The sequence below is a fragment of the Methylobacterium ajmalii genome (assembly GCF_016613415.1).
Taxonomy (GTDB): Bacteria; Pseudomonadota; Alphaproteobacteria; order Rhizobiales; family Beijerinckiaceae; genus Methylobacterium; species Methylobacterium ajmalii.
The window spans coordinates 25764-43488 of sequence record NZ_JACWCT010000066.1; the positions used below are offsets into that span (position 1 = coordinate 25764).

The following is a 17725-nucleotide window of genomic DNA, read 5'->3' on the forward strand; positions in this document are numbered from 1 at the left end:
GACCGGTCGCGCCCCGCGCCGGCCGTGGATCTTGGTCTCGCGCGGGGCGGACCGGCTGCCGGCGTTCCGCCGCCGGCCTCGCATGGTCACGCTTTAAAGCCGCCCCGGCGCGGTTGTCACCTCGTCAATTGGCCTTGATCCCCGCCGGCGTCGCGAGCGCGGCCTGCGGCTGCCCGTTCTTCGACGCGAAGTAGGTGTAGGACAGGGTCATCTCGGTGAGGTCGCGGGTGTTCGAATCGGCCTTGATGCCGGGCTCGACGTAGAACACCACCGGGAAGTCCATGGTCTCGCCGGGCTTCAGCGTCTGCTCGTTGAAGCAGAAGCACTGCACCTTGACGAAGTAGCTGCCGGTCAGCGCCGGCTGCAGGTTGAAGGTCGCGATGCCGGTGCTCGGCACGGTGCCGGTGTTGGTGACGCGGAAGAACACCGTCTGGGTGGCGCCGAGCTGGGCCTCGACCCGCGGGGTCTCGGACTGGAAGCGCCAGGACAGGCCGGGCGCGACGTTGGTGTCGAAGTGGACCACCATCCGGTCCTCGCTCACCGGCCCGGTGCGCGAGGCGCCGGTGCGGGGCGTGCCGTCGAAGCCGGTCGCCTTGCAGAACAGGTCGTAGAGCGGCACGAACGCGAAGGCGAGCGCCGTCATGCCGGCCACGATGCCCAGGCAGGCGAGGGCCGTGGCGCGGGACTGCCGCTGGCGGGTGCGCGGATCGGTCATGACGGGTCGCCTCCTCGCGTCACAGCGGCCGGTTGAGGACCTGGGGGCCGAGCTTGGCGATCGTCAGCACGTAGAAGATCAGCACCAGGGCGGCGAGCACCATCGCGATGGCGACGGAGCGCTTGCGCCGGCGCTGGATCTCTTCGGGGGTCAGTTGCTGGGGCACCGTGCTCATCACCGGGTCGACCTGAGGGGAGGGCGCTTCAGCCGAGAACCGGCCGGAACAGCCCGAGGCCCTGCTCCGCCAGGAGGGCGGAGAAGAGCAGGAACAGGTAGAGGATCGAGAAGCCGAACAGGCTCATCGCCGCCTTGTTGGCCGCCTCGCCCTCGCGCCGGCGCAGCACCTGCACGCTGAGGCCGATCATGGCCAGCCCGCCGACGAGGCCGACGAGACCGTAGAGCAGGCCGCCGAAGCCGAGGAAGACCGGGGCGAGCCCGAGCGGCGCCAGCAGCACCGAGTAGGCGAGGATCTGGCGGCGGGTCGAATCGGGGCCGGCGGTGTTCGGCATCATCGGGATGCCGGCGCGGGCGTACTCGCCGGCCTTGACCAGCGCCAGCGCCCAGAAATGCGGCGGGGTCCAGATGAAGATGATCAGGAACAGGACTGTGCCCTCGGTCCCGATCGAGCCGGTGACGACGGCCTGGCCGATCATCGGCGGCAGGGCACCGGCCGCGCCCCCGATCACGATGTTCTGCGCGGTCGAGCGCTTCAGCCACATCGAGTAGATGACGGCGTAGAACACGATGGTGAAGGCAAGCAGCCCCGCCGACAGCCAATTGGCCGCGAGCCCCAGCACCAGCACCGAGCCGACCGACAGGGTCAGCCCGAAGGACAGGGCCTCGCCGGGCTGGATCCGGCCGGCCGGGATGGGGCGGGTGCGGGTGCGGGTCATCACCGCGTCGATGTCGGCGTCCCACCACATGTTGAGACAGCCCGAGGCGCCGGCCCCGACAGCGATCATCAGGAGCGAGATCGCCCCGATCACCGGGTTCACGTGCGAGGGCGACACCGTCATGCCGACGAGGGCGGTGAAGATCACCAGCGCCATCACCCGGGGCTTCAGGAGCGCGAAGTAGTCCGCGACCTCGCCGCCGGAGCTGTTCGCCTCGACGAAGGGACGGTCGGAGATCGCGCTGTTCGACAGGGTGGTCATGCTGGGTGTCGCGGCCATCGTGTGAAGGGGTTGCTGAAGGTGTCGCGCTCCTCGCCGGAGCGCCCGAGTGGGCGCTCGGGGAAGGAGCGGGGGCCGCGCGCGGGCGGCCCCCTCTCGATCGTCAGTGGGCGTGGGACGGCTCGTCCACGATCACCGGCAGGGTCTCGTACTGGTGGAAGGGCGGGGGCGAGGTCAGGGTCCACTCGAGGGTGGTGGCACCCTCGCCCCACGGGTTGTCCGCAGCCCGCTCCTTGGAGCGGAAGGCGAGCACCACACCGATGACGAACACCACCATGCCGAGCGCGAAGATGTGGCCGCCCATGGTCGCCACCCAATGCCAGCCCGCGAAGGCCTCCGGGTAGTCGGCATAGCGACGCGGCATGCCGGCGAGGCCGAGGAAGTGCATCGGGAAGAACAGCACGTTGGCGCCGATGAAGGCGAGCCAGAAGTGCAGCTTGCCGGCCCACTCGGGGATGATGCGGCCGGTCATCTTCGGGAACCAGTAGTAGACGCCGGCGAAGATGATGAACACCGCGCCGAGCGACAGCACGTAGTGGAAGTGCGCGACGACGTAGTAGGTGTCGTGCAGGTAGCGGTCGACGGCGGCGTTGGCCAGGATCACGCCGGTGACGCCGCCGACGGTGAACAGGAACACGAAGCCGACGGCCCAGTGCATGGCGGCGGTGAAGCGGATCGAGCCACCCCACATCGTGGCGATCCAGGAGAAGATCTTCACGCCGGTGGGGACCGCGATCACCATGGTGGCGAACACGAAGTAGGACTGGGTCTGGAGGGTGAGGCCCACGGTGTACATGTGGTGGGCCCACACCACGAAGCCGACGACGCCGATCGCCACCATCGCGTAGGCCATCGCCAGGTAGCCGAAGACCGGCTTGCGGGAGAAGGTCGAGATGATGTGCGAGACGATGCCGAAGGCCGGCAGGATCATGATGTAGACTTCGGGGTGACCGAAGAACCAGAACAGGTGCTGGTACAGGATCGGGTCGCCGCCGCCGGCCGGGTCGAAGAAGGTCGTGCCGAAGTTGCGGTCGGTCAGCAGCATGGTGATCGCGCCGGCGAGAACCGGCAGCGACAGCAGCAGCAGGAACGCGGTCACCAGCATCGACCAGGCGAACAGCGGCATCTTGTGCAGGGTCATGCCCGGCGCGCGCATGTTCAGGATGGTGGTGATGAAGTTGATGGCGCCGAGGATCGAGCCGGCACCCGACAGGTGCAGGGCGAAGATCGCGAAGTCGACGGCCGGGCCGGGATGGCCGGCGGAGGACAGCGGCGGGTAGACGGTCCAGCCGGTGCCGGCGCCGACGGCGCCGGGCGCGCCCTCGACGAACAGCGAGCAGACGAGGCTCATGAAGCCCGCGACCGTCAGCCAGAACGAGATGTTGTTCATGCGCGGGAACGCCATGTCGGGCGCCCCGATCATCAGCGGCACGAACCAGTTGCCGAAGCCGCCGATCAGCGCCGGCATCACCATGAAGAACACCATGATGAGGCCGTGTCCGGTCACGAACACGTTGTAGGTCTGCGGGTTGGAGAAGTACTGGAGCCCGGGGGCCTCCATCTCCATCCGGATGCCGAAGGACAGGAACGCGCCGACGATGCCCGCCGAGAAGGCGAACAGCAGGTAGAGCGTGCCGATGTCCTTGTGGTTGGTCGAGTTGAACCAGCGCTGGAAGAACGGTGGGGTATGGTCGTGGGCGTGGTCGTGCCCTGCCGTGACGGCTTGAGCCATGGTCAGCCTCTTCGAGGTATGTCTCGGTCGGTCTGTCGGAAGGTGCGGGGCGCGCCGCCGGCGGCGCCCCGCGTCATGAGGTCGGCGCGCGTCGGCCGCGCGCCCGCGGCGCCTAGCGGTTGGCGTCCGCGAACTTGGCGCCGCCGTCGGTGCGGGCGAACTTGGTCTTGGCCTCGGCGGTCCAGGCCTGGAAGGCCTGGTCGCTCACCACCTTCACGGTGATCGGCATGTAGGCGTGGCGCTGGCCGCACAGCTCGGAGCACTGGCCGTGATAGGTGCCCTCGCGGTCAGCCTTGAACCAGAACTGGTTGAGGCGGCCCGGGACGGCGTCGATCTTGAAGCCGAAGGACGGCATCGCCCAGGAATGCATCACGTCGGCGGCGGTGACCTGGATCTTCACGATCTTGTTCACCGGCACGACCATCTCGTTGTCGGTCGCGAGCAGCTTGGGCTGGCCGGACTTCACCTGGTCGTCGCCCTCCAGCAGGTTGGCGTCGAACTTGAAGCCGCCGACATCCTCCGGGTACTCGTAGGACCAGTACCAGGCGTGGCCGATGACCTTGACCATCAGGTCGGCCTTCGGGTCGGAGAGCTGCGTGCGCAGCACCCGGAACGACGGGATCGCGATCGCCACCAGGATCAGCACCGGGACGATCGTCCAGGCGACCTCGAGCATCGTGTTGTGGGTGGTGCGCGACGGGGTCGGGTTCTTCTTCTCGTTGAACTTGACCACCACCGCGATCAGCAGCGCGAGCACGAACAGGACGACGGCGAGCATGATCCAGTTCAGGAGGTGGTGGAAATTGTAGATTTCCGTCGCCACCTCGGTCACCGGCCGCTGCAGGTCCATCTGCCACGGCACCGGCTGGCCGGTCCCGGCCGCCTCGGCGGCCGCCGCGGACCCGAGGAGCCCGGTCGCCGCCAGCGCCGCGGCGCGTCCCCCGAAGCTCCGGACCGTCGCCGGCCGTATCTGCGCCCTCGCCATCCCCATGGTGCCCTCGATGCTCCCCAACAGGCTGTCTGCCGGCAACGGCTGCCCGCGGGGCGGAGCGCCGTCCTCGCTTCGGCCGCGCGATGCCGGCCCGCTGCCCTGCGGCCGGAAACCGGCCGAGACCCGGTTGCCGTCTCTCACCACAATGCCGCCGCAAGCGCAACGGCGTTGGCGTCGCATCGGCGCCGGGAATTCGCGTGTCGGCACTGGACATTCGTCGTGATGCTCGAATGATTCCGCAAAAGCGTGCGCGATCCCGCCGCGCCCGTCCGGACCCGCTCCCGTACCCTGCCGGCACGCCCGACCGAATTGCGATTCTTCGATGATCGATCGTCTCGAGTTCATCCTGGCGCTCGCGCGCGAGCAGCATTTCGGCCGCGCCGCCCAGGCCTGCGGGGTGTCGCAGCAGACCCTGTCGGCGGGGGTGAAGCAGCTCGAGGAGCGCCTGGGTGTGCTTCTCGTGCAACGCGGCTCGCGGTTCCAGGGCTTCACTCCGGAGGGCGAGCGGGTGCTCGACTGGGCGCGGCGCATCGTCGGCGATGCCCGCGCCATGCGCCAGGAGGTGGCCGCGCTCCGCCGCGGCCTCTCGGGCACGCTCCGGATGGCGGCCGTGCCGACCGCGACCCCGATGGTCGCGGCCCTGACCACGCCGTTCCGCGCCCGCCACCCGGCGGTGCGCTTCTCGGTGCAGTCCTCGACCTCGCACGAGATCGTCCGGCAGATCGCCAACCTCGAGCTCGATGCCGGCCTCACCTACATCGAGGACGAGCCGCTGGGGCGGGTGACGGCGCTGCCGCTCTACCGCGAGCATTACCGGCTGCTCACCGCGGCCGACGGGATCTATGGCGGGCGCGCCAGCGTGACCTGGGCCGAGGTCGGCCGCATCCCGCTCTGCCTGCTCACCCCGGCGATGCAGAACCGCCGCATCATCGACCGCCACCTGCGCGCCGCCGGCGCCGAGCCGGCGCCGCTGCTCGAGTCGAACTCGATGATCGTGCTCGTCACCCACGTGCGCACCGCCAAGTGGGCGAGCATCATGCCGGCGGCGCTGGCCGAGACCTTCCGGCTCACCGAGCGGGTCCGCGCCGTGCCGATCACCGATCCCGACGTGAGCCACACGATCGGCCTCGTCGTGCCCGAGCGCGATCCGATGACCCCTCTGATCGCCGCGTTCCTCGCCGAGGCGCGGGCGATCGCCCCGGAGCTGGCCGCCGAGGTGGCCGCCCTGTAAGGTCTTCGGCGGGCATCCCGCACGATGTCGCCAAACCCCGAAAAAAGTCCATTCCTGTCAGTGGCTTGAGTGTCGCCGCACCGATCCGCGGCCGCGCTCCCGGGCCGCGCGTTCGCTCAATGAAAATGCGTCGCCGCGCGCGGTTTCAACAAAAATTCGTTGTCGCATCACCGAACCGCGCGATTGATTCCGCCACCACCGGTGGTCAGGTTGGAGATTAGAACGACAACGATCTGGGCTGGAAACCATGCCGGGATACGAACCCTGGGACGCCGACCGGGCGACCGGGATCATCGCCGAACACGCCCACCGCGAGGGCGCGACCCTGCCGATTCTGCACGCGCTCCAGGAGACGTTCGGCTACGTCGACGGCGCGGCGGTCCCGCTGATCGCCGAGGCGCTGAACCTGTCGCGGGCCGAGGTCCACGGCTGCATCAGCTTCTACCACGACTTCCGCAGCGCGCCGGCCGGGCGCCACACAGTCAAGCTGTGCCGGGCCGAGGCCTGCCAGGCGATGGGGGCCGACGCCCTGCATGACGACATCCTGCGCCGCTACGACGTCGCGTGGCACGGCACCACCCGGGACGGGCAGGTGACGGTCGAGCCGGTCTTCTGCCTCGGGCTCTGCGCCTGCGGCCCGGCGGCGCTGGTCGACGGCGAGCCGGTCGGCCGCCTCGACCTCGACGCCCTGGCGGGCGTCCTGACGGAGCGGGCGGCATGAGCATCACCCTCTATCTGCCCAAGGACGCCGCCAGCCTCGCGCTCGGCGCCGACCGCGTCGCCGGGGCGCTCCAGCGCTCGGCGCAGGCCCGCGGCCTCGACGTGACGCTGGTCCGCACCGGCTCGCGCGGCATGCTGTGGCTCGAGCCGATGCTCGAGGTCGAGACGCCGGAGGGGCGCATCGCCTACGGCCCGGTGCGGCCCGGCGACGTCGAATCCCTGCTCGATGCCGGCCTGGTGCAGGGCGGGGCCCATCGCCTGCGCATCGGCCGGCCGGAGGACCAGCCCTATTTCGCCCGCCAGCAGCGCCTGACCTTCGGCCGCTGCGGCGTGATCGATCCGGCCTCGGTCGAGGCCTACCGGGCCCATGGCGGCTATCGCGGCCTGGAAGCCGCACTGAAGGCCGGGCCGGCCGGCACCGTCGAGGCGGTGAAGGCCTCGGGCCTGCGCGGCCGCGGCGGCGCCGGCTTTCCGACCGGCATCAAGTGGAACACGGTGATGCTGGCGCAAGCGCCGCAGAAATACGTGGTCTGCAACGCCGACGAGGGCGATTCCGGTACCTTCGCCGACCGGATGCTGATGGAGGGCGATCCCCTCACGCTGATCGAGGGCATGACGATCGCGGCGGTCGCGGTCGGCGCCACCCGCGGCTACATCTACTGCCGATCGGAATATCCCCACGCCTTCGCGGCGCTGGAGACCGCCATCGCGGCGGCCGAGCGCGCCGGCTATCTCGGTGCCGACGTGATGGGCTCGGGTCACGCCTTCCACCTCGAAGCGCGGCTCGGGGCCGGCGCCTATATCTGCGGCGAGGAGACCTCGCTGCTCGAGAGCCTGGAGGGCAAGCGCGGGCTCGTGCGGGCCAAGCCCCCGATCCCCGCGCTCAAGGGCCTGTTCGGCCAGCCGACGCTCGTCAACAACGTGCTGTCCTTCGCCGCCGTCCCGTGGATCCTGGAGCATGGCGGTCCCGCTTATGCCGCCTACGGCATGGGCCGCTCGCTCGGTACCCTGCCGATCCAGCTCGCCGGCAACGTCAAGCGCGGCGGATTGATCGAGACCGCCTTCGGGCTGACGCTCCGCGAGGTGATCGAGGAGTTCGGCGGCGGGACCGCGTCCGGCCGGCCGCTGCGCGCCGTGCAGGTCGGCGGGCCGCTCGGGGCCTATTTCCCGGAAAGCCTCCTCGACACGCCGCTCGACTACGAGGCCTTCGCGGCGAAGAAGGGCCTTCTCGGCCATGGCGGCATCGTGGTGTTCGACGACACCGTGGATCTCGCGCGGCAGGCCCGCTTCGCCTTCGAGTTCTGCGCCGCCGAGTCGTGCGGCAAGTGCACGCCCTGCCGGATCGGCGCGGTGCGTGGGCTGGAGACGATTGACAAGGTGATCGCCGGCGAGTCGCCCCGCGAAAACCTCGCCCTCGTCACCGACCTCTGCGAGGTCATGACCGACGGTTCGCTCTGCGCCATGGGCGGGCTCACGCCCGTCCCGGTGATGAGCGCGCTCACCCATTTCCCGGAAGATTTTTCCGGCCGCGGCGCCAAGCTGCCGCTGGCTGCCGAGTGAGGACGCGTCCGATGGCCCTCATCAAGGAAATCGACTACGGCACCCCGATCCGCGTCTCCGACCAGTCGGTGACGCTGACGATCGACGGCCAGAGCGTGACGGTGCCGGCCGGCACCTCGGTGATGGCGGCGGCGATGCATGCCGGCACCCAGATCCCGAAGCTCTGCGCCACCGACTCGCTCGAGCCCTTCGGCTCCTGTCGCCTCTGCCTCGTCGAGATCGACGGGCGGCGCGGCACCCCGGCCTCCTGCACGACGCCGGCCGAGAACGGCATGGTGGTGCACACCCAGAGCGACAAGCTCGCGCGACTGCGCAAGGGGGTGATGGAGCTCTACATCTCCGACCACCCGCTCGACTGTCTGACCTGCTCGGCCAACGGCGATTGCGAACTGCAGACCCAGGCCGGCACGGTGGGCCTGCGCGAGGTGCGCTACGGCTACGACGGCGCCAACCACGTCTCGAAGAATTCCGAGCTGTATCTCCCGAAGGACGAGTCGAACCCGTACTTCGCCTACGATCCGTCGAAGTGCATCGTCTGCAACCGCTGCGTCCGGGCTTGCGAGGAGGTGCAGGGCACCTTCGCGCTCACCATCGCCGGGCGCGGCTTCGATTCGCGGGTAGCGGCCGGGCCGACCGACTTCTTCAACTCCGAATGCGTGTCCTGCGGCGCCTGCGTGCAGGCGTGCCCGACGGCGACGCTGCAGGAGAAGTCCGTCATCGCGATGGGCCAGCCCGAGCACGCGAAGGTCACGACCTGCGCCTATTGCGGCGTCGGCTGCTCGTTCAAGGCCGAGATGCAGGGCGACCGCATCGTGCGCATGGTGCCCTACAAGGACGGCAAGGCCAACGAGGGCCATTCCTGCGTCAAGGGCCGCTTCGCCTACGGCTACGCCACGCACAAGGACCGCATCACCAAGCCGATGGTGCGCGAGCGTATCACCGATCCCTGGCGCGAGGTGTCCTGGGAAGAGGCGATCCAGCACGCGGCCTCCGCGTTCAAGCGCATCCAGGCCCAGTACGGGCGTGATTCGGTTGGCGGCATCACCTCGTCGCGCTGCACCAACGAGGAGGCCTACCTCGTCCAGAAGCTGGTGCGTGCGGCGTTCGGCAACAACAACGTCGATACCTGCGCCCGGGTCTGCCACTCGCCGACCGGCTACGGCCTGATGTCGACGCTCGGCACCTCGGCCGGCACCCAGGACTTCAAGTCGGTCGAGGATGCCGACGTGATCCTGGTCATCGGCGCCAACCCGACCGACGGCCACCCGGTCTTCGGCTCGCGGATGAAGAAGCGCCTGCGCCAGGGCGCCAAGCTCATCGTCGCCGATCCGCGACGGATCGACCTCGTCAAGTCGCCCCACATCAAGGCGACCCATCACCTGCCGGTGAAGCCGGGCTCCAACGTCGCCCTCGTCAACGCGCTGGCCCACGTCGTCGTCACCGAGGGGCTGATCGACGAGGCCTATGTCCGCGAGCGCTGCGACCTCAAGGACTTCGAGATCTGGGCCCGCTTCATCGCCGACGAGCGCCACGCGCCTGAAGCGGTGCAGGAGCTGACCGGCTGCGACCCGGCCGAGGTGCGGGCGGCCGCCCGGCTCTACGCCAAGGGCGGCGCGGCGGCGATCTATTACGGGCTCGGCGTCACCGAGCACAGCCAGGGCTCGACCATGGTGATGGGCATGGCGAACCTCGCCATGGCCACCGGCAACATCGGCAAGCCGGGCGCCGGCGTGAACCCGCTGCGGGGCCAGAACAACGTCCAGGGCTCCTGCGACATGGGCTCGTTTCCGCACGAGCTCACCGGCTACCGCCACGTCTCGGACGACGCGACCCGCGAGACCTTCGAGGCGCTGTGGGGCGCCGAGCTGTCGCCGAATCCGGGCCTGCGCATCACCAACATGCTGGACGAGGCCGTCGCCGGCACGTTCAAGGGCCTCTACATCCAGGGCGAGGACATCGCCCAGTCCGACCCCGACACGCACCACGTCACCGCCGGCCTCAGGGCGATGGAGTGCATCGTCGTCCAGGACCTGTTCCTGAACGAGACGGCGAAATACGCCCACGTCTTCCTGCCGGGCGCCTCGTTCCTGGAGAAGGACGGCACCTTCACCAACGCGGAGCGGCGGATCAGCCGGGTGCGCCAGGTGATGGCGCCGATGGGCGGCTACGGCGACTGGGAGGGCACGGTGCTCCTCGCCAACGCGCTCGGCTACCGGATGGACTACACGCATCCCTCGCAGATCATGGACGAGATCGCGTCGCTCACCCCGAGCTTCGCCGGCGTGTCCTACGCCAAGCTGGAAGAGCTCGGCTCGATCCAGTGGCCCTGCAACGACAAGGCGCCGCAGGGCACGCCGATGATGCACGTGGACCGCTTCGTGCGGGGCCTCGGCCGGTTCATGCTCACCGAGTTCGTGGCCTCCGACGAGCGCACGACGCGCAAGTTCCCGCTCATCCTCACCACCGGCCGCATCCTGTCGCAGTACAATGTCGGGGCGCAGACCCGGCGCACCGCGAACTCGCTGTGGCACCCCGAGGACGTGCTGGAGATCCACCCCTTCGACGCGGAGAGCCGCGGCATCGTCGACGGCGACCTCATCAGCCTCGAGAGCCGGTCGGGCGACATCGCGCTGAAGGCCCGGGTCACGGAGCGGATGCAGCCCGGCGTGGTCTACACCACGTTCCACCATGCCAAGACCGGCGCCAACGTCATCACCACCGATTATTCGGACTGGGCCACCAATTGCCCGGAATACAAGGTGACGGCGGTGCAGGTGCGGCGTACGAACCGGCCCTCCGATTGGCAGGCCCGGTTCTATGAGGAAGACATCTCCCTCACCCGCATCGCCCAAACCCTCGATGCCGCCGAGTAGCGGCGTCGCGACGAGCGCACCCGTCCCGACCCGCGTCGTCGCCTACGGGCGCGGCGAGGAGCGGGACGGGGAGCGCCCGCTCGCCGTCGAGATGCCGGTGAACGTGATCTACGGCGACGTGCCCTACGCCGTCATGATGACGACGCCGGCCGATCTCGAGGACTTCGCCTACGGTTTCAGCCTCACCGAGGGCATCGTGGCGCAGGCCGACGAGATCCGCGGCGCCGCGGTCGAGGAAGGCGAGGGGGGGCTGCGCCTCGTCGTCGACCTCGCCCCCGGGCGGCTGCGCGAGCATCTCGCCCGCAAGCGGGCGCTGTCGGGCCGCACCGGCTGCGGCGTCTGCGGCATCGACGACCTCAAGGACATTCCCCGCTCCGAGCGGCGCGCGGCCGGCGGCGTCACGGTCTCGCTGTCGGCGGTCGAGCGGGCGCTCCAGGCCCTCGACGATCTCCAGGTGCTCGGGCGCGAGACCCGGGCGGTCCACGCCGCCGCCTGGGCCGACCGCGACGGCGCCGTCCTCGCGGTGCGCGAGGATGTCGGGCGGCACAACGCCCTCGACAAGCTGATCGGGGCGCTCCTGCGGGCGGGCACCGATCCGGCCGCGGGCTTCCTCGTCATCACCAGCCGCTGCTCGTTCGAGATGGTCGAGAAGGCGGCGAGCTTCGGCGCCGCGATCCTGGTGGCGATCTCGGCCCCGACCTCGCTCGCCGTCGAGCGCGCCGCGCTCCACGGCCTCACCCTGGCGGCGATCGCCCGCCACGACACCGTCACCCTGTTCACCGCTCCCGAGCGCCTGACGAAAGCGTGAGTGTTCATCGATGAGTGCCGCCGATCCCGCAGAAAAGCTCGTCCGCATGGCGAACCAGATCGCCGCCTTCTTCCGATCCTACCCGGAGGACGAGGCGGTGGCGGGAATCCACAAGCACATCGTGGCGTTCTGGACCCCGCGCATGCGCGAGCAGCTCGTCACCTATTGCGCGGACGGCGACCACGGCCTCGATCCGCTGGCGCTGACCGCTCTGGAGGTCACCCCGAAGGCGCGCAGCCCGATCCCGGACGCGGTGACGGATCCGCACGAGCAGGGGCTGGGGGCGAGCGACGCGGGCTGAGGCGGGGCGCGACCGCCCGTGGACGAGGACGCCGCGGCGGTCGCCCCGTGCGCCGGAGCACATCGCGAAGCGGCGGGATCCTGAAGTTTCGTCGGAGCGACTATCCGGGCAGCCAGGCGCATCGACACGCGTCCCGCCCGCCGCCGAGGGAGACCGACGATGCTCCATGTGGTCCCGAACCGGGCCGGCGCGCGCGCCGTTCCCCTCGCCGACGATGCGCCCTGGCGGGGCGACCTCGCGGCGCTCGACGCCTTGCTGCAGGCCTCGCGCGGCAGCAGTCCGAGCCGCGACGCGATCGCGGCCCTGATCGAGTCGGAGGCCCCCGGTGCCGTCCCGGCCGCCGCCCGGGCGCGGATCGCGGAACGGCTCGCCGCCCTCCTCGACGGCGATTCCACGCACTGATCCGCAAGGGCCGACTGTCGCGCGACGCGGGGCGCGCCTTGCGTCGCAGGGGGTTGATGGACCGATCCGGCCGCTCCAGGCTATCTTCGGAGAAGATCGTCGCGCATCGGAGCGGCGCGCGCGGGAAACCGTCGCCCCCTCCGGCAGCCGTGGAGAAGTCCGTTGTCGTCCAGCCCCGCCGTCCCCGCCGCAGATACGATCGCCGGCACCGTCGACCCGGTCTGGCGGCGGCTGCGCCAGGAGGCCGAGACGGTGATGCGCGACGAGCCGCGCCTCGCCTCGTTCCTGTTCGCCAGCGTGCTCAATCACGCCACCCTCGAATCGGCGGTGGCCCACCGGGTCGCCTCGCGGCTCGGCCATCCGGCGCTCACCGCCGACCTGATCGCCCAGAGCTTCGGCGAGGCGGTGGCGGACGATCCGACGATCGGCCAGGCGTTCCGGGCCGATATCGGCGCGGTGATCGACCGCGACCCGGCCGCCGGCCGGGCGATCGAGCCGGTCCTGTACTTCAAGGGCTTCCACGCCATCCAGGCCCACCGCTTGAGCCACTGGCTCTGGACACGCGGCCGGCGCGACCTCGCGCTCTACCTCCAGAGCCGGTCCTCCGAGGTCTTCCAGACCGACATCCACCCGGCGGCGCGGATCGGCCGCGGCATCTTTCTCGACCACGCCACCGGCCTCGTCGTCGGCTCGACGGCGGTGATCGAGGACGAGGTCTCGATGCTGCACGACGTGACGCTCGGCGGTACCGGCAAGCAGGGCGGCGACCGGCACCCGAAGATCCGCCAGGGCGTGATGATCGGCGCCGGCGCCAAGATCCTCGGCAACATCGAGGTCGGCGCCAGGGCCCGGGTCGCCGCCGGATCGGTGGTGCTCCAGGCGGTGCCGCCCTGCACCACCGTGGTGGGCGTGCCCGCCCGCGTCGTCGGCTCGGCCGGCTGCTCCGATCCGGCCCGAGCGATGGACCAGTTCATCCACCTGATGGACGGGATCTGACCGGGGCATCGCCGCGCCGCCTTGCCCGCCCGGTCCCGGCGTGGCAAGGCGGGGCTCAACCGCCCCCGGACCGCCCCGCGGCACGCCCGGCGGGGAGGGGGCGTTGTCGTGTCCCGAGCCCGGCCCGCGGCTTCGGGATCCTCGATCGAGACGGAACGCAGCCGCGCCGGATCGCTCCGGGCGCGGACGCCGACTGCAAGCAGCTGAAGAGGCCAGCGTGAACAAGACCGAGATGACGAAGGTCGAAGGCTACCTTCGCCGGACCTTTGCGAACCACAACATCCGTCTCGTCGCCCGTCCCAAGAAGACGGATTCGGCCGAGGTCTATATCGGCGAGGAATTCGTCGGGGTCCTGTCGGTGGACGATGAGGACGGGGACCGCTCGTTCAACTTCTCGATGGCGATCCTCGACACCGACCTCGACGAGTAGTCGTCCTACGAGCAATCCCCGACGGCTGCTCAGGGCTCGGAGCCGAACAACCGCTCCAGCCCGGCGAGGCCGGCGCTCCAGGCCGGCAGCCGTTCGGGCGAGAAGCGCAGGCGCAGGCTCAGCGCGCCGATCCGCACCTCGCTGAGGCAGGCAGCCTCCGGCTCGGGACTCGGGCCGGTGGTGCAGCGGGCCGCGAACCGGCCGCCCTCGCCCTCGGCGAGGTAGAGGTCTTCGCCCTCGAACGGCGTTCCGGCGCGGAAGCGCCGGCGCATCAGGCCCTCGGGCAGGGGCTGCGCCTCGGCGGTGAGGAAGCGGGCGTAGCGCCGGGCCGGGCTCAGCGGGGCCTCGGTCTCGGGCGCGCGTGTCGCCGTGACCCGCATCAGGCCGGGCAGGGCGCTGCCGGTCAGCTCGCTCCACGGAATCGCCAGGTCGATGCGGCCGCCGTCAGTCCCGGCGGCGGGCCGCACGAACCACGCCGCCGGCAGCACGACCGGCCGCGGCGCGAGCGTGCCGACGACCACAGGGCCGGCGGGCTTCGGCGGCCGGGCGAGCCAGGTCGCCGCGAGCCCCGTGAGGGCGAGGGCGCCGAGCAGACCGAGGGCGCCTCCCAGCATCAACCGCCGGTCGAGCGGGACGAGGAGCGGCGGGGCGGCCCGAGGCGATCCGCGCCCGGATACCCGCAAGCGTCCCGGGCGCACGATATCCTGGTCAAGTCTTGTCCGATCAAGTCCCGCCCGGTCCAGTCCCGCCGGGGCGCTCAGTGCCGACCGCATGGCGCCCGCCTCCGCATTCGTTCGAGTCCCTACCCCCGAGAGGGGGCACCCGCGAACGTTCGGCTTGCGTCCTTAACGGCCCCTTACCGCCGGGGCCGGCCTGCCCCGATTTTTGCGCTTCACGAGCGCGATGTCGGAGCAAGTCCCGCAGCGGGACATGGCGAAGAGATCTGTGGATAACTGAATATTAACCATAACCAAAAATCGCGACTGGCGCAGGGTGGGACGAATGCGCCGCCGGGGATTTAACGATCCATGAACCTTTCGCCCTCCGCCCTCGAGAACCTCCAGACGCTGGTGCTCGGCCTCGCTTTCGCGGGCCTGCTGGCGAGCGCCTTCGAATGGGCGACGGCGCGCCGGGCGAGCTTCGGGCTCCTGGCGAAGGGCGGGCTCGTGGCGTTGGCCTCGCTGCCGCTCATCGCCTTCGGGGCACCGTTCATCATCCTGCGCAACACCGTGCGCGGCCGGCGGATCGAGGGGCGCCCGATCCCGTTCGTGATGCTGGCGACGATGCTGGCCTGCGGCTGGAGCCTGGTCTCGGGCCGGGTCGTGCTCGACCTCGCCCACTTGTTCGCGGGCGCCTGACGATCGGCCGGGGATCGACCTATTGACCCTAGGGAAGGTCGCTCTTTATTCGTCCGCAGACCTCGTCAGGGATGCGCACGATGCCGATCGCCGTCCTCGCCCTGTGCTTCACCGTCGGTCTTGCGGTGCACGCCGCCAAGACCGGGCGGTTCTCGCCCTGGGGCTGGATCATCATGCTGCCGCCTCTGGGCGGCGTCGCCTATCTCCTCGTCGAGGTGCTGCCGGAACTCCTCGGCTCACCGCGCGGGCAGAGGACGCAGCGCGCCATCGCGCAGCGCGTGAACCCGGAGAAGACCTACCGGGTCCTGCGTGACCGGCTCATCGATGCCGACACCGTCGCCAACCGGGCGCGCCTGGCCGAGGAATGCGCCGTCCTCGGCAAGTGGCAGGAGGCCTGGGAGCAGTACGACGAGATCGTCCGGCGCCCGAACGGCGACGAGCCTGTCTTTCATCTCGGCCTCGCCGAGGCCGACCTGGAGCTCGGTCGGCCCGACGCGGCGCTGGCGGGGCTCGACGCGCTGAAGGCGCGGGAGCCCGACCTCGCGAGCGCCCGTGGGCACATGGCCTACGCCCGGGCGCTCGCGGCGCTCGGCCGGACCGACGAGGCGCTCGATGCCTTCGAGGCGATCTCGCAACACCATCACAGCTACGAGGCCCGGGCCCGGCTCGCGGCGCTGATGGCCGATACGGGACGCATCGAGGAAGGCCGTCGCACCGCGCAGGAGATCCTGGATCGCCTGCGTCGCGCCCCCGCCCATGTCCGCAAGATCCAGGCGGGCTGGGGCCGGGTCGCCGAGGATGTGCTGCGCCGGACCTGACGGCGCGGAGCAGGACGCCTTATCGGTTCGCGGTGGTGATCGGCGAGGCGATCCCGTTCAGCGCCACCCAGGCGAGGCCGTCCTGGCCCTCTCGCTTCACGTAGGTGTAGCCGGTGCGCTGCCAGGGCAGGATCGCGTTGGTCTTGTTGTCGAGGATGTAGTCGCCCCGGTCGGTGCGGACCATCAGGACGGCGTGGCCCTCGCCGATCTCGTCGATGACCACGGTCATGCGCATGGCCCGGCGGGCGAGGCCGCGCTCGACCAGCATGCGGCGCTTGAGAAGCTGATAATCCTCGCAGTCGCCCATGCCGTCGTCGGGGAAGTCCCAGCGGTCGACGACGCCCCAATGGTCCTGGTCGATCACCGGGCGGATGCGGCCGTTGACGCGGCGGTTGACGGCCGTGAGCGTGCGCCACAGGGCCGGTGTCATCGTCAGCGTCGTCGGCTCCTTGAGGTCGACGGCGCATTCCGCCGGATAGCGGGCGCAGAAGTCGTTCCAGGCACTGACGGGCTTGGCCGAACCGCCGCGCTCGATCGCCGCGCTGGCATCCGGCAGGGCCGCGAGGGTCTGCGTCTGCCCCTGGGTGGTTGCACCGCCGACCAGCAGCAGAGCGCCGAGAAGTCCCAGCTGCGCCGCACGGGCGCCGCGCATCAGGAGGCCCTGGCGGTCGATCCGAAAATCGACGTGGCTCGCCCGGCCCAGGCCGTCCATCACTGCCCGCATTGCCCCATCGCTTCGTTGAGCTTGGTTCTTGCATCCAAGCTGCCACGGGGCCGGGCGGGGCTCAACCGAAAAATTTAAACCCTGGTAAACGGTCTCGCCGCGGTTTGGTTCCAATTCGAGACGCAGATTTTTCGGTGATTCGCTGGCTCAGCGGTTCGCGGTGACGGTCGGGGCGGTGGCGCCGCCGAGGGACACCCAGGCGGTGGCGTCCTGGGATTCGCGCTTGATGTAGGTGTAGCCGGTCCTGTGCCAGGGGAGCACGGCACTGGTCTTGTTGTCGAGGACGAAGTCGCCGCGGTCGGTGCGCAGCATCAGCACGGCGTGGCCCTCGCCCTTCTCGTCGATGACGACGGTCATCCGCATCGCCCGGCGGGGCAGGCCGGCCTGGGCCAGCAGCTTGCGCTTGAGGAGCTGGAAGTCCTCGCAATCGCCCGAGCCGTCCTCGGCGAGGTCCCAGCGGTCCGGCACGCCCCAGTGCTCCTGGTCGGTGACGGCGCGCAAGCTGGTGTTGACCTGGCGGTTGATCGTCGTGACCGTCTGCCACAGCCGCGGGGTCAGCGTGACCTGGGCCGGCTCGTTCGCGTCGACGGCGCATTCCGAGGCGTAGCGCGAGCAGAACTCGATCCAGCCGACGATCGGCCGGGCATGGCCGAGCTCGGGCGCGCCGACGCTCGGCATCGGTAGGGCGGCCAGGGTCTGGGCCGAAGCGGCCCCGCACGAGGCCGCCGCGACGAGGGCCGCGCCGACCAGAACCCGCTTCACGTTGCGCCCGAAACCCGTGGTCATCTGAGCCATCCCCTTCGTTAGGAAGGAGAGTGCCGCCCGACCTGCTGGCCCGCGCTGAAATGGATCTGCGCAATTTTATCGAATCGGGCGCCGGGAAGATCGGCGCGG

General features: G+C 70.2%; 19 protein-coding genes. 11 read left to right on the forward strand and 8 right to left on the reverse strand.

Annotated features, from left to right (window positions below; all coding sequences use genetic code 11):
- Positions 1 to 124: 124 nt before the first annotated feature.
- The 5 genes from HPY23_RS12350 to coxB all read right to left on the reverse strand — a co-directional run bounded on the left by HPY23_RS12350 (position 125) and on the right by coxB (position 4604).
- Positions 125 to 715, reverse strand: a complete 591-nt coding sequence (locus HPY23_RS12350; RefSeq protein WP_091887714.1) for a cytochrome c oxidase assembly protein — start codon at positions 713 to 715, stop codon at positions 125 to 127.
- Between the two features lie 19 nt (positions 716 to 734).
- Positions 735 to 890 (reverse strand): hypothetical protein, encoded by a 156-nt coding sequence (locus HPY23_RS12355; protein WP_048428088.1) that lies wholly within the window; start codon positions 888 to 890, stop codon positions 735 to 737.
- 28 nt (positions 891 to 918) lie between these two features.
- Positions 919 to 1869, reverse strand: coding sequence for a heme o synthase (locus HPY23_RS12360; protein WP_091887712.1), 951 nt, complete (start codon positions 1867 to 1869; stop codon positions 919 to 921).
- A 121-nt stretch (positions 1870 to 1990) separates the two neighbouring features.
- Complete coding sequence (gene ctaD, locus HPY23_RS12365) at positions 1991 to 3619, reverse strand: cytochrome c oxidase subunit I (protein WP_060850037.1); 1629 nt, start codon at positions 3617 to 3619, stop codon at positions 1991 to 1993.
- A 112-nt stretch (positions 3620 to 3731) separates the two neighbouring features.
- On the reverse strand, positions 3732 to 4604 hold the full coding sequence (gene coxB / locus HPY23_RS12370) for a cytochrome c oxidase subunit II (RefSeq protein ID WP_236013047.1): 873 nt from the start codon (positions 4602 to 4604) through the stop codon (positions 3732 to 3734).
- A gap of 328 nt (positions 4605 to 4932) precedes the next feature.
- On the opposite strand from coxB, the gene HPY23_RS12375 reads away from it, so the two are divergent.
- The 9 genes from HPY23_RS12375 (at position 4933) to HPY23_RS12415 (ending at position 13931) form a co-directional block, all read left to right on the forward strand.
- The gene (locus HPY23_RS12375; protein WP_060850039.1) at positions 4933 to 5841 is read left to right on the forward strand and encodes a LysR family transcriptional regulator; all 909 of its coding nucleotides are present in this window, start codon (positions 4933 to 4935) and stop codon (positions 5839 to 5841) included.
- 247 nt (positions 5842 to 6088) lie between these two features.
- Entirely contained in the window at positions 6089 to 6562 is a 474-nt protein-coding gene (locus tag HPY23_RS12380) for a formate dehydrogenase subunit gamma (RefSeq protein WP_091887710.1), read from the forward strand.
- On the forward strand, positions 6559 to 8121 hold the full coding sequence (locus HPY23_RS12385; protein WP_091887708.1) for a formate dehydrogenase beta subunit: 1563 nt from the start codon (positions 6559 to 6561) through the stop codon (positions 8119 to 8121). The genes HPY23_RS12380 and HPY23_RS12385 overlap by 4 nt, the downstream gene beginning before the upstream one ends.
- Positions 8122 to 8132: 11 nt before the next feature.
- Positions 8133 to 10994 carry a formate dehydrogenase subunit alpha gene (fdhF, locus tag HPY23_RS12390; RefSeq protein ID WP_200602176.1) on the forward strand — a complete coding sequence of 954 codons (2862 nt, stop codon included), beginning with the start codon at positions 8133 to 8135 and terminating at the stop codon, positions 10992 to 10994.
- Positions 10981 to 11802, forward strand: a complete 822-nt coding sequence (gene fdhD / locus HPY23_RS12395) for a formate dehydrogenase accessory sulfurtransferase FdhD (protein ID WP_236013043.1) — start codon at positions 10981 to 10983, stop codon at positions 11800 to 11802. Before fdhF ends, fdhD begins: the two co-directional genes overlap by 14 nt.
- A 10-nt stretch (positions 11803 to 11812) precedes the next feature.
- Positions 11813 to 12103, forward strand: coding sequence for a formate dehydrogenase subunit delta (locus tag HPY23_RS12400; RefSeq protein ID WP_060850044.1), 291 nt, complete (start codon positions 11813 to 11815; stop codon positions 12101 to 12103).
- Positions 12104 to 12262: 159 nt separating this feature from the next.
- Positions 12263 to 12505: a hypothetical protein gene (locus HPY23_RS12405; protein ID WP_091887702.1), complete on the forward strand. Its 243-nt coding sequence runs from the start codon at positions 12263 to 12265 to the stop codon at positions 12503 to 12505.
- Between the two features lie 162 nt (positions 12506 to 12667).
- Positions 12668 to 13501, forward strand: coding sequence for a serine O-acetyltransferase (cysE, locus tag HPY23_RS12410; protein ID WP_091887700.1), 834 nt, complete (start codon positions 12668 to 12670; stop codon positions 13499 to 13501).
- Positions 13502 to 13733: 232 nt separating this feature from the next.
- Entirely contained in the window at positions 13734 to 13931 is a 198-nt protein-coding gene (locus tag HPY23_RS12415; RefSeq protein ID WP_210344710.1) for a DUF3126 family protein, read from the forward strand.
- Positions 13932 to 13960: 29 nt separating this feature from the next.
- Here HPY23_RS12415 and HPY23_RS12420 read toward each other — a convergent pair whose 3' ends face one another.
- A complete protein-coding gene (locus HPY23_RS12420; RefSeq protein ID WP_236013044.1) occupies positions 13961 to 14545 on the reverse strand; it encodes a hypothetical protein in 585 nt (194 codons plus the stop codon).
- Between the two features lie 414 nt (positions 14546 to 14959).
- On the opposite strand from HPY23_RS12420, the gene HPY23_RS12425 reads away from it, so the two are divergent.
- The gene (locus HPY23_RS12425; RefSeq protein WP_060850048.1) at positions 14960 to 15289 is read left to right on the forward strand and encodes a DUF6949 family protein; all 330 of its coding nucleotides are present in this window, start codon (positions 14960 to 14962) and stop codon (positions 15287 to 15289) included.
- A gap of 80 nt (positions 15290 to 15369) precedes the next feature.
- Positions 15370 to 16107, forward strand: coding sequence for a tetratricopeptide repeat protein (locus HPY23_RS12430; RefSeq protein ID WP_091887695.1), 738 nt, complete (start codon positions 15370 to 15372; stop codon positions 16105 to 16107).
- Between the two features lie 19 nt (positions 16108 to 16126).
- On the opposite strand, the gene HPY23_RS12435 is transcribed toward HPY23_RS12430, so the two are convergent.
- Together HPY23_RS12435 and HPY23_RS12440 are read right to left on the reverse strand one after the other, a co-directional pair.
- Positions 16127 to 16831: a transglutaminase-like cysteine peptidase gene (locus tag HPY23_RS12435; RefSeq protein ID WP_091887693.1), complete on the reverse strand. Its 705-nt coding sequence runs from the start codon at positions 16829 to 16831 to the stop codon at positions 16127 to 16129.
- Between the two features lie 147 nt (positions 16832 to 16978).
- Positions 16979 to 17617, reverse strand: a complete 639-nt coding sequence (locus HPY23_RS12440; protein WP_200602177.1) for a transglutaminase-like cysteine peptidase — start codon at positions 17615 to 17617, stop codon at positions 16979 to 16981.
- Positions 17618 to 17725: the final 108 nt, after the last annotated feature.